The sequence below is a fragment of the Ectopseudomonas oleovorans genome (assembly GCF_003052605.1).
GTDB lineage: Bacteria > Pseudomonadota > Gammaproteobacteria > Pseudomonadales > Pseudomonadaceae > Aquipseudomonas > Aquipseudomonas oleovorans_A.
Genome location: NZ_QASO01000102.1, coordinates 1 through 13,670, shown reverse-complemented (window position 1 = coordinate 13,670; position 13,670 = coordinate 1). Strand labels below are relative to the sequence as shown.

Annotated in this window: 13 protein-coding genes, 3 tRNA genes and 1 pseudogene; 7 read left to right on the top strand and 10 right to left on the bottom strand. The window is 60.1% G+C overall.

Translation table 11 applies throughout. The features are described 5' to 3' along the window. Window positions 1-6: 6 nt before the first annotated feature. Window positions 7-2,328, bottom strand: coding sequence for a DUF1631 domain-containing protein (locus tag DBO86_RS16965; protein ID WP_108234293.1), 2,322 nt, complete (start codon window positions 2,326-2,328; stop codon window positions 7-9). Between the two features lie 206 nt (window positions 2,329-2,534). Between DBO86_RS16965 and DBO86_RS16960 the strand changes: the two genes are divergently transcribed. The 3 genes from DBO86_RS16960 to DBO86_RS16950 all read left to right on the top strand — a co-directional run bounded on the left by DBO86_RS16960 (window position 2,535) and on the right by DBO86_RS16950 (window position 2,777). Next, window positions 2,535-2,610 (top strand) — tRNA-Asn (locus DBO86_RS16960). A gap of 9 nt (window positions 2,611-2,619) precedes the next feature. Then, window positions 2,620-2,696: transfer RNA gene (locus DBO86_RS16955), tRNA-Pro, on the top strand. A 5-nt stretch (window positions 2,697-2,701) separates the two neighbouring features. Next, a tRNA-Lys gene (locus tag DBO86_RS16950) sits at window positions 2,702-2,777 on the top strand. A gap of 423 nt (window positions 2,778-3,200) precedes the next feature. Here the strand turns inward: DBO86_RS16950 and DBO86_RS16945 are convergent. The 4 genes from DBO86_RS16945 to DBO86_RS16930 all read right to left on the bottom strand — a co-directional run bounded on the left by DBO86_RS16945 (window position 3,201) and on the right by DBO86_RS16930 (window position 5,938). Further along, window positions 3,201-4,502, bottom strand: a complete 1,302-nt coding sequence (locus DBO86_RS16945) for an NAD(P)/FAD-dependent oxidoreductase (RefSeq protein ID WP_004425018.1) — start codon at window positions 4,500-4,502, stop codon at window positions 3,201-3,203. A 63-nt stretch (window positions 4,503-4,565) separates the two neighbouring features. After that, a complete protein-coding gene (locus tag DBO86_RS16940) occupies window positions 4,566-4,739 on the bottom strand; it encodes a DUF3094 family protein (protein ID WP_108234292.1) in 174 nt (57 codons plus the stop codon). Between the two features lie 24 nt (window positions 4,740-4,763). Further along, on the bottom strand, window positions 4,764-5,312 hold the full coding sequence (locus DBO86_RS16935; protein ID WP_108234291.1) for an MOSC domain-containing protein: 549 nt from the start codon (window positions 5,310-5,312) through the stop codon (window positions 4,764-4,766). Continuing rightward, the gene (locus DBO86_RS16930; protein WP_004425012.1) at window positions 5,309-5,938 is read right to left on the bottom strand and encodes a DUF1780 domain-containing protein; all 630 of its coding nucleotides are present in this window, start codon (window positions 5,936-5,938) and stop codon (window positions 5,309-5,311) included. Before DBO86_RS16930 ends, DBO86_RS16935 begins: the two co-directional genes overlap by 4 nt. Before the next feature lie 210 nt (window positions 5,939-6,148). Between DBO86_RS16930 and DBO86_RS16925 the strand changes: the two genes are divergently transcribed. After that, window positions 6,149-6,838, top strand: coding sequence for an energy-coupling factor ABC transporter permease (locus DBO86_RS16925; RefSeq protein WP_108234290.1), 690 nt, complete (start codon window positions 6,149-6,151; stop codon window positions 6,836-6,838). Between the two features lie 106 nt (window positions 6,839-6,944). Next, window positions 6,945-7,160 (top strand): hypothetical protein, encoded by a 216-nt coding sequence (locus tag DBO86_RS16920; protein ID WP_108234289.1) that lies wholly within the window; start codon window positions 6,945-6,947, stop codon window positions 7,158-7,160. Between the two features lie 163 nt (window positions 7,161-7,323). On the opposite strand, the gene yacG is transcribed toward DBO86_RS16920, so the two are convergent. The 5 genes from yacG to pilB all read right to left on the bottom strand — a co-directional run bounded on the left by yacG (window position 7,324) and on the right by pilB (window position 12,213). Beyond that, window positions 7,324-7,518, bottom strand: a complete 195-nt coding sequence (gene yacG / locus DBO86_RS16915; protein ID WP_004425006.1) for a DNA gyrase inhibitor YacG — start codon at window positions 7,516-7,518, stop codon at window positions 7,324-7,326. Further along, window positions 7,515-8,123: a dephospho-CoA kinase gene (gene coaE / locus DBO86_RS16910; RefSeq protein WP_108234288.1), complete on the bottom strand. Its 609-nt coding sequence runs from the start codon at window positions 8,121-8,123 to the stop codon at window positions 7,515-7,517. The genes yacG and coaE overlap by 4 nt, the downstream gene beginning before the upstream one ends. 296 nt (window positions 8,124-8,419) lie before the next feature. Next, complete coding sequence (locus DBO86_RS16905; protein ID WP_108234287.1) at window positions 8,420-9,289, bottom strand: prepilin peptidase; 870 nt, start codon at window positions 9,287-9,289, stop codon at window positions 8,420-8,422. Beyond that, window positions 9,290-10,507, bottom strand: a complete 1,218-nt coding sequence (locus tag DBO86_RS16900; RefSeq protein ID WP_108234286.1) for a type II secretion system F family protein — start codon at window positions 10,505-10,507, stop codon at window positions 9,290-9,292. Window positions 10,508-10,509: 2 nt separating this feature from the next. Further along, window positions 10,510-12,213: a type IV-A pilus assembly ATPase PilB gene (gene pilB / locus DBO86_RS16895; RefSeq protein WP_108234285.1), complete on the bottom strand. Its 1,704-nt coding sequence runs from the start codon at window positions 12,211-12,213 to the stop codon at window positions 10,510-10,512. A gap of 222 nt (window positions 12,214-12,435) precedes the next feature. Between pilB and DBO86_RS16890 the strand changes: the two genes are divergently transcribed. After that, on the top strand, window positions 12,436-12,945 hold the full coding sequence (locus tag DBO86_RS16890) for a pilin (protein ID WP_108234284.1): 510 nt from the start codon (window positions 12,436-12,438) through the stop codon (window positions 12,943-12,945). A 624-nt stretch (window positions 12,946-13,569) separates the two neighbouring features. Next, window positions 13,570-13,670: pseudogene (locus tag DBO86_RS26790) on the top strand (REP-associated tyrosine transposase); the annotation flags it as partial.

Here is a 13,670-nt window from a genome sequence, read left to right as displayed (position 1 = left end):
AATTCCTCAGCGGGGTTCGGCCGTGCGCCCGGTGAAACGCTGCAGCACACGGTAAATGGCAGTCAGCGCGCGATCCACCAGGGGCGCCGCGCGTTCGGGTGTCACGATGCGGGCCAGGCCCTTTTCCATCTCGCTGGCCAGCAGGGTCAGCGGCTTGATCGCCACGCGCTGGCCACTGTGGTCGACGAACATGTAGTTGTGCGTGGTCGGGCTGAACCAGGAAAGCTTGAGCGCGCGGCTCTTGCCGCCCTCGACGAACTCGAACCAGGTGCCGAACTCGACGCTGGCCAACTCCTTGGCCAAGGCTTGTGCGCGTGCCGAGAGCTTGCTGCGCAAAGGTGCCTGACGAGCCAGATCGGCATCTTCTCCAAGCATGGCGCCCAGTGGGCTTTCTGGCAGGGTAGGTTTGAGCTGGGCGGCCAATTGCGGTTGTTTGGCTTGCACCGCATGCTGGCAGGCCACCAGGTCCTGCAGCAGGCGACGGATGCCGTCCTCATGGTAGCCGCCGAGTAATTCCAGGCCCTTGCGCAGGTCGCTGAGCATCGGTACGCGCTGTTCCTGCAACTGCAGCACCTCGGCCTCGCCCAGCGGTGTGCCGCTCCAGGCCAGCTGTTCGGCCACTTCACAGGAGCGCTTCCACTCCGTGCTCTGTTCGCCATGGCGCAGCAGGACGAACACCAGGACGTCGGCCCAGGTCAGTTCGAGGAAGTTGCGGATGATGGTTGGTAGGTCGCGCTTTCCGACGCATCGCTGAACCACCTCAAGTGCCTGCTCGCGAGCCCCCAGCAGACGATCACGCCCCTTGGCCGCCTCGACCGCGCGGCGTTCGCGCAGTTCGACCTTGTGGCGCAGGGTCTCGACATACTCGTTGAACTCCTCGATCAGGCTGTCGAACAGTCCCAGATCACCGCTGAAACCGTGAATCACCCGTTCGACTACCCATTGCATCTTGGCCAGCAGGCTGCGTTCGTCACCTTCGCTGCCGTAAAGCACGCCAGCCTGGGCCATGGTGTTGAGCAGGCGTCGCGCCGGATGGTGGTGTTGGGTGAACAGCGCCTTGTCCTGCAGCGCGATTTTCAGATAGGGCGTATGCAGGTGCGAGAGTGCGGTCTTGCAGGCGTCCGGCAGGTTCTCGTCATCGAGGATGAAGTCGAACAGCATGCCAACCAGGTCGATCACGTCGGCTTCCTGATCGGACACCTTGCTGTCGCCCGGCAGGCTGCTGTGTGATTCCAGTTGCTGCTGCAGATCGGCCTTGAGGCCTTCAACGGCTTGCGGTTGGTGCAGGCGTTGGGCCAGTTCGTGGGCCGACTGCTGCTGCATGCGATTGAGCGCAGCAAGCAGTTCGCTGGCGCTGTAGGTACGGCTGGCCCCGCGCGGTGAGAAGCTGACGATGCTCCGTGTGCCGCCCAGCAGCGGAGCGTCCGGGTGGCTCTGGCGGTGCTCGCCGAGCAGGCTGGACAAGCCGCTGAACAGCGCGCCGGGATCGTTCGGCGGCGGTGCGCTGAGATCCAGATCGAACAGCGCCGGTTCTACGGGCGCTGGCGTCGTGCCCGGTCTGCCCGCTGCTTGTTGGGGCGTCGGGGCTTCTGGCGCTGGCGCATCGGGGCGGCTGACGCTTTGATTGATCTGTGCGCTGTACTTGAGGTTGGGCAGCACGCCGGCATCGATCAGGCGCTGGTTGAGTGCGCCATAGAGTGAATCGAGGCTCTGCATCACATGGCGATCGAAGAGCATGTAGAGGATGGTCTTGATCTGCAGTGGGAAGGGGCAGGGCGCCAGCGCATCGCGAAACGCCTGGGCAATGGCCTGTGGGCCGAAGGGGTTGCTGTCCTCGCCGAGCTTCTGGCCGTTGTTGAGCAGCGCCAGGCGCTGCTCCAGAGCGAATAGCGGCTGGGTGCAGCGTGCCTTGACCCGGCTGACCATATTGGTGACCTGCAGGGTTTCTTCGTAATCCTCGTTCTGCACCAGGGCCAATTGCTCGGGGTCCATTTCGGCCGGTGTCTGATCCTGCAGCTTGCCGTCGAGGAAATCGGAAAAATTGTTGGCGATGGCCTGGTGGTAGCTGCGCTCGATCTGTGGACGCTGGCGGCGGATCTCGCGCATGTTGTCGAAGAACAACGTCTGCACCTTGTTGTTCTCGGCTTTCTCGGCGCACTCGAACAGGGTGTCATCGACTTGGCCGAATACACCGCTCAAATGCTCCGCCAGGCGATTCATCACCAGCTTACGGCAGGCTTGTACCAGATCGCTGAAGCGCGGCTGTATACCGCGGCTGGCGAGGCTGACCACCTTGGGATGAATGGGGGGCTTGTCCTGGTTGCTCATGGACTGTCCTAGCTGGCGTCTTCGGCTGGCGCGTCCTGCGTCGTGCCACAGTTCGATGAAACATATAGTAGTCCATGGCTTGTCTGCAAAGCATTGTCGTAAAAGCAGTTTGCAGGGGTTGACAGGGAAATTTTGCTACGTAAAATGGCGCGCCTCTGAAGCGGTAAAGCGAAAGCCAAAGCGCAGAAGAGCTGGAAGACCGAAGTTCCGCGATAGCTCAGTCGGTAGAGCAAATGACTGTTAATCATTGGGTCCCTGGTTCGAGTCCAGGTCGCGGAGCCAACTTCCTATCGGGGTATAGCGCAGTCCGGTAGCGCGCTTGCTTTGGGAGCAAGATGTCGGGAGTTCGAATCCCCCTACCCCGACCATTTTCGGGTCGTTAGCTCAGTTGGTAGAGCAGTTGGCTTTTAACCAATTGGTCGTAGGTTCGAATCCTACACGACCCACCACTACAACGAACAAGCCCGCCTAGTGCGGGCTTGTTCGTTTCTGCGCCTCACGTGCGTCTGGGCCGTCTCGCATTGTCCCGGCCACGCTGGCCGGTTCGCACAGGTGCGTCATGCGCACCACGGGCGATCGGCTGTCTTGCAAAGGGGAATTCCAGCATTTTCCCTACGGGCGCTTCAGCTCGTAGGGTGGGCCGGGCGGCGATCCGCTTTAGCCACCAGCGTTGGTCGGCGTGGGCTGAAGCCCACCCTACAAGACTTGTAGCCTGTCACTGCTTCGATGCAGCTTCAGACGTGGCTTGGTGCTGCGCCCGATGCGATCGCTGAGCATCAGCTCGTAGGGTGGGCTTTAGCCCACCAGCGGTCGACGTGGGCTGAAGCGGATCGCCGCCCGGCCCACCCTACAGTCTGTAGCCTGCCACTACTTCAATGCAGCTTCAGGCGCGGCTCGGTGCTGCGCCCGATGCGATCGCTGAGCATCAGCAGCAAGGTGCGTGGCACGCCATACAGGGCCATCTGGTGCATGCGATACAGCGACACGTAGAACACCCGTGCCAGCCAGCCTTCGAGCATGACGCTGCCGGTCAGGTTGCCCATCAGGTTACCGACCGCGGAGAAGCTCGACAGCGAGATCAGTGAGCCGTAATCGCGATAGCGGTATTCCGGCAGCGGCTGGGCGCTGATCTTCAAACGTAGCGACTTGGCCAGCAGCGATGCCTGCTGATGCGCTGCCTGGGCGCGTGGCGGCACGTTGCGGCCCTCAGTGCCCGGCTGCGGGCAGGCTGCGCAGTCGCCGAAGGCGAATACGTCGTCATCGAGCGTCGTTTGCAGGGTCGGACGAACCTGCAGCTGGTTGATGCGGTTGCTCTCCAGGCCGTCGAGATCCTTGAGAAAACCGGGGGCGCGAATGCCGGCAGCCCAGACTTTCAGGCTGGCCGGGATGAAGTTGCCGTCGGCGGTTTTCAGGCCGTCGGCAGTCACTTCGCTGACAGCCGCACCGGTCAGCACGGTGACGCCGAGCTTCTCCAGGGTCTGATGCACCGGCCGTGCGATGCGCTCGGGCAGAGCAGGCAGCACACGCGGCCCGGCCTCGATCAGGGTGATGCGCATGTCTTCGGGGCGAATGCGGTCTAGGCCATAGGCGACCAACTGCTTGGCCGCGTGGTGCAGTTCTGCTGCCAGCTCGACCCCGGTGGCACCGGCGCCGACGATGGCGATATCGATCTTCGAACCGTATTCGTTCTCGCTGGCATGTGCACGCAGGTAGTGGCTGAGCATGCGGCGATGGAAGCGCTCGGCCTGCGCGCGGGTGTCGAGGAAAATGCAGTGCTCAGCAGCGCCAGGCGTGCCGAAGTCATTGGTGGTGCTGCCAACGGCAATGACCAGGCTGTCGTAGGTGATGCGGCGTTCAGGCATCAGTACCTGGCCATCGTCATCCAGCGTCGGTGCCAGGGTGATGCTCTTGCTGGCACGGTCGAGGCCGGACATGCGCCCGAGCTGGAACTCGAAATGGTTCCACTTGGCCTGGGCCACGTAGTTCAGTTCGTCTTCCGAGGAGTTCAACGAGCCGGCGGCCACTTCGTGCAGCAGGGGCTTCCAGATATGGGTGAGGTTGGCGTCGACCAGAATGATTCGGGCCGCGCCACTCTTGCCCAGTTTTCTACCCAGGCGGGTGGCCAGCTCCAAACCGCCGGCGCCGCCGCCGACAATCACGATGCGATGGGACATGGATATTGCTCACAAGGCTTTGAAAAAGACGGTGTGAGTGCGAGAGGGCGAGCGCAAGGCAGCTCATAGCACCAGTCGACTCAGCAAGCGGCTCAGCAGGCCCAGGCCAATGGTCACGACCATGACCACCGCCAGCAGACGCCAAACGCGAAACGGCTGACGTTCAACCTGATGCTGCGGTGCGCTCAGGTATTGGTCGACTTTCTGTTGGTCTTCGGGGCTCAGGCGACTGGTCATGGGCGGGCCTCTGCTTGAATGCGACTATTCTAGGCGTGCCTGCCAGCCTTGGCGAGCGTCGTTGTCCTGCGGGTCAGATATCGTTTCGAGGGGGTCCACGCTTACCGCGTCCTCCAGGCGGATGATGCCGCCCTCGATCACGCGAGCGGTAATGCCGCCATGGCCTCGCATGGCCTGGAAGGTGCCGCGACCGAGACGTTCCTCCAGGCGGGCGCAGGGTTGGCACCAGCCGGTGGTTTCCAGCAGCGCCTGGCCAATGCGAAAGCGCCGGCCCTTGAGGCTGAACAGATTGATGCCGGCGACCGCGATATTGCGGCGCAGCTCGCTGGGCGGCATGGGCGCATCGCGGCCGAGCAAGGCGGCAACGACGGCCAGGTGTTCCCACTGAATCAGCGTGACCTGCCGCGCATTGCGTGGCTCTGGGCGGCTGTGATCGCCGGTCAGGCCGGCTTCACGCCGCGCTTCCACGGCCTCGACTTCGAGCATCGCCTCGCGCGCCTTGGGGCGCACGCCTATCCAGCGCACCTGGCCGACTTGCGGCACGCCGGCGAGCAATTCCTGCAAGGGGCTCACAGGCCGATACCGATGTCGAACAGCAGACTGCGGCCGAGATTTTGCCTTAGAAAATCCGGCGCGTCCGGGTGAGCGAACAGCACACGGGCGAAGCGCGGACCAACCAAGGACAGCGAGCGCCAGCCTTGGCGCAGGTATTCGGTAGGGGGCGGGAAGTGGCTATTGCAGTCGAGCACGGCGCGCTTGAGGCTGACGAAGGCGACCAGGTCGAGTTCGCCGAGGTCGATGCCACGCTCGCGGTAGTTATGCGCCTTCTTGCGCAGGGTCGGTGCCAGGCGCGCCTGCATTTCGCTGGCTGGAATGCGTTTGGGGCGCGCTTCGCGACGCACCAGTTGGCTCAGGGAAAAGGCGCTGCGGCGCCGCTCCAGTTCGGCGCGCCACTCGTCATTGAGGCGCCGGCCTTCATCGAGCACGAAAAACACTTCGAAGTTGGCATCGCGAAACAGTACGTCCGGCGGCTCCTGGCCGCTGGGCGTGAAGTCATCGCTATGGTGACGCACGTTCAGCGCTTGCAGCAGGCGTTGACAGACCCAACGCTCACGCTCCCATTTCTTGGCGTTGGAGAGGAAGGCATTGGCTTGTTCGGCCTGGTGCGTAAGTAAGCGCAGATAATCGGAATCGTCCATGTCTGAAGCTTAGCCGCAGCGCTTACCCGCATGCCAGTGCCTGCAGCTCCAGTCGCTCCGGTGAGTGTGGAAATCCAGCTGGGCTTTGTTGTCTGTTGTCGATCAATGGCAGGGCAGTCGCCATTGCAGTTGCTCTGCCGGCAAAATCAAATCCGGGTGCCGGTGTAGACTGCCGGGCATGGCAATGAATGAAGGAGAGGGTGTGCGCGCATGATCGCTTCCAACCTGCTGGCGTTCTCCACCTTGCTGGGCGGCTGGCTGGTCTACGGGCTGGCGCTGCTCTGGGCGATAACACGGGCGCCCTGGGTCGAACTGTTCAGTGACCTGCGCCGCCAGCATCTGCTGTTCGGCACCATGCTCGCGCTGTTTCTGCTGTGGCTGGTGCGCCGCGATTTCGACTCCGGGCTTTCCTACCACTTCATCGGTATGACCGCCGTAACCCTGCTGCTCGATTGGCCACTTGCCGTGTTGGCTGGCCTGGCGGCGCAGCTTGGCCTGCTGGCTATCGGTCGCATGGACCTGGCCTCGCTCGGCATCAACGGCGTGCTGCTGGTGCTGATTCCGGTGCTGGTCACCGAGGTGTGCGCAATCCGTGTAGAGCGCGCGCAGCCGCGTAACCTGTTCGTCTACATCTTCTTCTGCGGTTTCTTTCCGGCAGCGTTGGCGACGTTGATGACGCTGCTCGGCGGCCTTGCGTTGTTGTGGATGGACGGGCTGTTCCCCATGCCGCCCTGGCTGGACGACTTTGCCGGCTATCTGTGGCTGGTGGCGTTCCCCGAGGCCTTTATCAACGGCACCATCGTCACCGCGCTGGTGGTGTTCTACCCGGACTGGCTGGAAACCTTCAACCGCAGCCGCTACCTGCAGGCGCCTTGGAAGGAGGGGGATCGCGGTGAGTGAATGAGACCGTATTGGCCGATTGAATGGCAGCGAGCGGATTGATCCCCGTCAATATCCGAAACGGGCCTGCCGCCATGCTGTGAGAAACGCCTCCGAGAGACTTGAGATGAGTGTTCACAGCTGGGCAAGAAACGCTGTTCAGGACGATTTGCATGACGCCGAAGTGCAGGGTCATGAGCCTGTTGTGGCACTGCGTGCGCTGCTGTCGGAGGTCGTACAGCGGAGCAGGGCGCTGCGTGATCCCCGGGAGTTGGCGCACGAGCTACAGTTTCTCGCCGACAACCTCGACGACGACCGCGACTACGCTTTTATGCGGCCATAGAAAGCTGCATAGCAACCTGTAGGAGCCGGCTTGCTGGCGATGCTCTTGTACTTGATCGCCCGCAAGCGGGCTCCTACGGACAAGCTGCGCTAGTCACGATGCTTTCCTCGTCGCCAAGAGTGGTAGCGAGAGACGAGCCAATCGGCTCTTTCCAGGCCTGTAATCAATGTGGCCGTGTCGGCAGGTCGCCGCTGAACATCTCGTCTTCCAGGTCATTGCCGGGAATCGCATGCTCTTCGGCAGCCCAGGCGCCCAGATCGATCAGCTTGCAGCGTTCGCAGCAGAAGGGGCGGTAGGTGTTTTCGGCTTTCCACTCGACGGGTGCGCTACAGGTTGGGCATTGAACGGTAATGGTCATGGTTGGCCTCCGCGCAGGGTCAGGTAAAAGTTGTGCAGGCGCTCGACCTCCGCGTCCAGCCAGGCCATATCACGATCATTGATCAGCACGTCGTGAGCATGGCGCAGGCGCTCTTCGCGGCTGGCCTGGGCCTGCATGATGGCGCGAACCTGTTCTTCCGAACTCTGATCGCGCGCGATGGTGCGTTGCACCTGCAACTCGGCAGGCGTGTCGACGACCAATATGCGTTGGGTCATCTGCCGCTGGCCGGACTCGACCAGCAATGGCGACACCAGAATGGCATAGGGCGATTCTGCGCGCGCCAGCACCTGAACGATCTCCTGACCGATCAGCGGGTGCAGCAAGCTTTCCAGCCAGCGGCGCTGCTCGGAGTCGGCAAATATCAGCTTGCGCAGTGCGGCGCGGTCCAACTCGCCATTGGCTTGCAGTACGCCTGCACCAAAGTGCTCAACAATCTTTGCCAGCGCCGGGCGCCCCGGTTCGACCACCCAACGCGCTGCATGATCGGCGTCCACCACGTGCACGCCGCGTTCGATAAAGCCTTGCGCCACCGCGCTCTTGCCGCTGCCAATGCCACCAGTCAGGCCGAGTATCCAGGGTTTCATAACGCCAATGCGGTCTCGTTACTGCTCAAGGCCGCGATTGTAGGGGGGATTGCTGGATGATGCGAACCGCGTGTACCGCGATCCGTCATCCCCGCGAAGGCGGGGACCCAGCTCGTGGAGTCAGGATAACTCCTGGACTCCCGCCTTCGCGGGAGTGACGAGTGTCGCTGGGTTAGCTCAAACCCTGTAGGAGCCGCGCCCCGCGGCGAATGGTTCTGAGGTTCAGCGCTAGATCCAGAAACTTCGCCCCGGGGCGGGGCTCCTACAACTTGGGCGACTATGGGTGGCTGTTTGGCTCAAAACCCAGCGAACTTCAGATAACTGCCGGTAATCACATCGCCCCACAGCAGAGCGATCCACCCGGCAATCGCCAGATAAGGGCCGAAGGGAATCGGCGTGCCGGAATCGCTGCCACGCATGCGCAGCAGAATCACCCCCAGGACCGCGCCGACCAGCGACGACAGCAGAATGGTCAACGGCAGAATCTGCCAGCCACCCCAGGCGCCGAGCATGGCCAGCAGCTTGAAGTCGCCGTAACCCATGCCTTCCTTGCCGGTGATCAGCTTGAACAGCCAATACACCGACCACAGGCTCAGGTATCCGGCAATCGCGCCCCACAGGGCATCTTCCAGGCTGGTGAACAATCCGTAGTAATTGACGATCAAGCCCAGCCACAGCAGCGGCAGCACCAGCACATCGGGCAGCAACTGGTGGTCGGCATCGATCAGGCTCATCGCCAGCAGCCCCCAGGCCAGCACCAGCATGGCGCCAGCCTGCCAGGTGAAGCCGAAATGCCAGGCGACGTAGCCTGAAAGCAGCCCGCAAGCCAGTTCGACGATGGGGTAACGCTTGCTGATCGGGGTTTTGCAGTTCGAACACTTGCCGCGCAGGAACAAATAGCTGATGACCGGGATGTTCTCCCAGGGGCGAATCTCATGACCGCAGTTGGGGCAGCAGGAATTGGGCAGAATCAGATTGAAGGTCTGAGTGGTCGGTGCTGGCGGCAGCTCCAGCACCTCGCGTGCCTGGCTCTGCCAATCGCGTTGCAGCATCACCGGTAGGCGGTAGATCACTACATTGAGGAAGCTGCCGACCAGCAAACCCAGCAACGAAACACACAAAACAAAGGCCAGCACATGGCTGGCCAGGAAGTCGATCACGAGCATTTAAACGACGGCACCCAACTGGAAGATTGGCAGGTACATGGCGATGATAAGGCCACCGACCAGCACGCCCAGCACGGACATGATGATCGGCTCCATCAGGCTGGTTAGGCCGTCGACCATATTGTCCACTTCGGCCTCATAGAAGCTGGCCACCTTGTCGAGCATCTCATCCAGCGAGCCCGATTCTTCGCCAATAGCGGTCATCTGCACAGCCATGGAGGGGAAGGTACCGGTGGTGCGCATTGAGAAGTTAAGCTGCATACCAGTCGAGACATCGGCCTTGATCTTGTTGGTCGCATTCTTGAACACCACATTACCGGTGGCGCCGGAGACCGAATCCAGCGCATCGACCAGTGGCACGCCAGCGGCAAAAGTCGTTGATAGTGTGCGTGCGAAGCGGGCTACCGCAGATTTGTAAAGAATGTCGCCGACTATTGGCAGTTTCAGTACGCCACGGTCAACCGAGTCGCGCAGTTTCTGCGAGCGCTTCATCGCTTCTTTGAATGCAAAGGCAGCGGCGATGATTGCAATCAGAAAAATGAACCACCACTCCTGAAGAAATTGCGATATGCCTATTACCATCAGCGTAAAGGCAGGTAGTTCAGCGCCAAAGTTGGCGAAAACTTCCTCGAATTGCGGTACAACTTTAATGAGCAAAATGGCTGAGACGATGATGGCGACCACCACAACAGCGATTGGATAGTTCATCGCCTTCTTGATCTTGGCCTTCAGCGCTTCGGTCTTTTCTTTGTAGGTGGCGATTCGGTCCAGCAGATTCTCCAGCGCGCCGGCCTGTTCGCCAGACTCAACCAGGTTGCAATACAGTTCATCGAAGTACTGTGGTTTCTTGCGCAGCGAGGCGGCAAAACTGTTACCAGCAGCCACCTCCTGCTTCACCTCGTCGACCAGCTTGCGCATGTTGGGGTTGTCGAAGCCCTCTGAGATGATGTCGAAGGACTGCAGCAGTGGCACGCCAGCTTTCATCATGGTCGCCATCTGCCGGGTAAACAGGGCGATATCCATGGGTTTGATCTTCTTGCCTGCGCTGAAGAGCGACACCCCCTTTTTGCGCACTTTGGTCGGATTGATCCCCTGTTTGCGCAGTTGCGCCTTGACCAAGGACGGGTTCTGCCCGCTGAGCTCCCCCTTGACGACGGCACCGCTTTTGTTCTTGCCTTCCCAGGTGAACACACTGGTTTTTAGAGCTTTTTCCGCCATGGTTAATCCTTGGTTACGCGGTTGACTTCCTCAAGGCTGGTGACCCCTTGCATGGCCTTGAGCAAAGCGGAGGTGCGTAGGTCATTAAAGCCGTCTTTACGCATCTGCGCGGCAATATCGATGGAGTTGCCTTCCTCCATGATAATCCGCTGCAGGTTGGGCGTGTTTTTAACCACTTCATAAATACCGACACGCCCTTTGTAACCACCCTTGCAGTTTTCACAGCCCACCGGGCCATAAATCTTGAAGGTGCCGATCTTGTCCTCGGGGAAGCCTTCGGCCAGCAGGGTTTCACGCGGTACGTTCACTTCCTTCTTGCAGCTGTTGCACAGCTTGCGCGCCAGACGCTGGGCGATGATCAGGTTGACCGAGGTGGCGATATTGAACGAAGGCACGCCCATATTGCGCAGGCGGGTCAGGGTTTCCGCGGCGCTGTTGGTGTGCAGGGTGGACATCACCATATGCCCGGTCTGTGCGGCCTTGACGGCAATGGAGGCGGTGTCCAGGTCTCGAATCTCACCGACCATGATGATATCCGGGTCCTGACGCAGGAAGGCGCGCAGCGCCTGGGTGAAGTCCATACCCTGTTTGGGGTTGACGTTGACCTGGTTGATGCCCTCCAGGTTGATCTCCACCGGGTCTTCGGCGGTGGAGATGTTCACATCAGGCGTGTTGAGGATGTTCAGGCCGGTATAGAGCGATACCGTCTTTCCCGAGCCAGTGGGGCCGGTGACCAGAATCATGCCCTGGGGTTGCTTCAGGGCGTTCATATACAGCTCTTTCTGTTCCTCCTCGTAGCCCAGTGCATCGATGCCCATTTGCGCGCTAGTAGGGTCGAGAATCCGCATCACGATCTTCTCGCCCCAGAGCGTTGGGAGCGTGTTGACGCGGAAATCGATGGCCTTGGTCTTGGAGATTTTCATCTTGATCCGGCCGTCCTGCGGCTTGCGCCGTTCGGAAATATCCAGCGCGGCCATCACCTTGAGGCGGGCAGAGATGCGTGGAGCAAGCTGAATGGGTGGGCGCGCGACTTCATGGAGGATACCGTCGGTACGAAAGCGTACCCGATAGGCTTTTTCGTAGGGCTCGAAGTGCAGGTCCGATGAGCCGCCCTTGATGGCGTCCAGCAGCATCTTGTTGACGAAACGTACTACCGGCGCATCGTCAGCATCGGCGCCACCTTCGCCGACCGACTTCTCATCATCAACCGCCTCGACATCCAGTCCATCCAGATCAACGTCTGCCAGCTCGTCCATGCTGCTGTTGGCCGAGTCGAAGAACTTGTCGATGGCATCGCCGAGTTTGTCGTCCTCGACCAAAATGGCTTCTGTGGTCAGGCCGGTGCTGAACTGCACATCGGTGACGGCCTGGTGATTGGTCGGGTCAGAAAGCGCAACGAACAGCTTGTTACCTCGACGCCATAGCGGCAGCACGCGATGTTGGCGTACCAGTTTCTCGCTGATCAGGTCACGTGGCTGGCTTTCCTTGTCGAGGCTGTTGAGGTCGAGAAAGGAAACGCCGAACTGCTCCGAGGCTAGTTCTGCCAATGCACGACTTTTTACCAGCTTGTTCTGCACTAGATAGGTGACCAGCGACAGCTTGTTGCGCTGTGCTTGTAGCTGTGCCTGTTGAGCGGCTTTTTCGTCCAGCAGCTCGGCCAGCACCATCTGCTTGGCCAGGCCGGAGAGGGATACGCTTTCGTTCATTGGGGGCTCCACACACAATGCCTGCCTTATAGCCCAGTTGCAGGTGGCCTGCCAAACCGTGCATTCGCGAGTGACGAAAATTGGCAGTTAGTGGCGTGGGCTGTGCTGCGGTATGTGCATGTGGCTCGGTAAAGGCCCGCAAAAGAGAGGTTTTGGAAGTTGGCACGTCTCGTGCTTCCCTTCCTGTCAGGTCAATGGGCCTGTTCAATTTCGGAGAGAATCATGAAAGCTCAAATGCAAAAGGGTTTTACCCTGATCGAATTGATGATCGTAGTTGCGATCATTGGTATTTTGGCCGCTATCGCCCTGCCGCAATACCAGAACTACACCGCTCGTGCTCAAGTCACAGAGGCTATGAACCTCCTGGGCGGTCTTAAAACTCCGCTGATCGACATCGCTGGAAACTCTGGTCTCGCAACTGCGTGCAGCTCGGCAGCAGCAGTGCCGGCTAACCCTACAGCTACTCCTCCTGTTGCTGGTAGCCCTGCAGGCGCCCTCAATGATGCAAACGGCTACACCCTCAGCGGTAAGTACGTTAATACTATCGTTGCTACTGCAAATGGCACTACTTCTTGCGCCTTGGTCGCAACTTTCAAAGACGCTGGTTCTGGCGTTAATGACCAAATTGCTGGTAAGAAAGTTACCTTTACCTATACCGTTGCCAACGGTAACTGGAGCTGCACCTCTAACCTGCCTGCCTCTGTTCGTCCGAACAACTGCACTGAAGGGTAATATTTTCTTACTGCGGGTTTAGGTTAAGCCTAAAACTCCTCTTCAAAAGCGCCCTGCATATGCAGGGCGCTTTTTTACATGTCAGTGGAAAAGCTGAGTCAATGCCTGCCCCATCAGCGACTATGATTTTGTGAGCGAGTAGTCTAGGCAGAGCAACTTGAGGATGTTTGGGATAGACCGATCAATCGATAGGCAAAGGCTGATCATGAATGATTCGGTGCTGATCGAACTGTTGCGTGCACGGCTAGATGACCTCCTGTCGATCTATGCCTTTGGTAGCCGAGTACACGGTACGGCGGATAAGCACCGTGGCCTCGATCTGGCTGTGTTGGTGCAACCCGGTAAGGCGGATCAACTCCGTAACCCGGTAAGGCGGATCAACTCCGTAGGATGGATTAGCGAAGCGTAATCCGTCGTTCACCGCGAATCACGATATCCATTGCAACACTGAACGCCCTACCTTGCGCGGGGTGTTTTGCTCTCTGGAGTTTGTGGTGTGCGGCTCTCGTTCGGCGCATTACGCCTGCGGCTAATGCGCCCTACGGGTTACCTGATGTTGCCGGGGCTTGAGCTATTTCCGTGGCCGTCTAGGCTTGACCTTTTGGTGTTTCTGGAGGGGCAAGGATGCCGAACTATCGCCGTGCTTTCGCGCCGGGGGCGAGCTGGTTCTTTACCGTGAATCTGCTGCAACGCCGCCGCAATGATCTGTTGCTGCGGCATGTCGA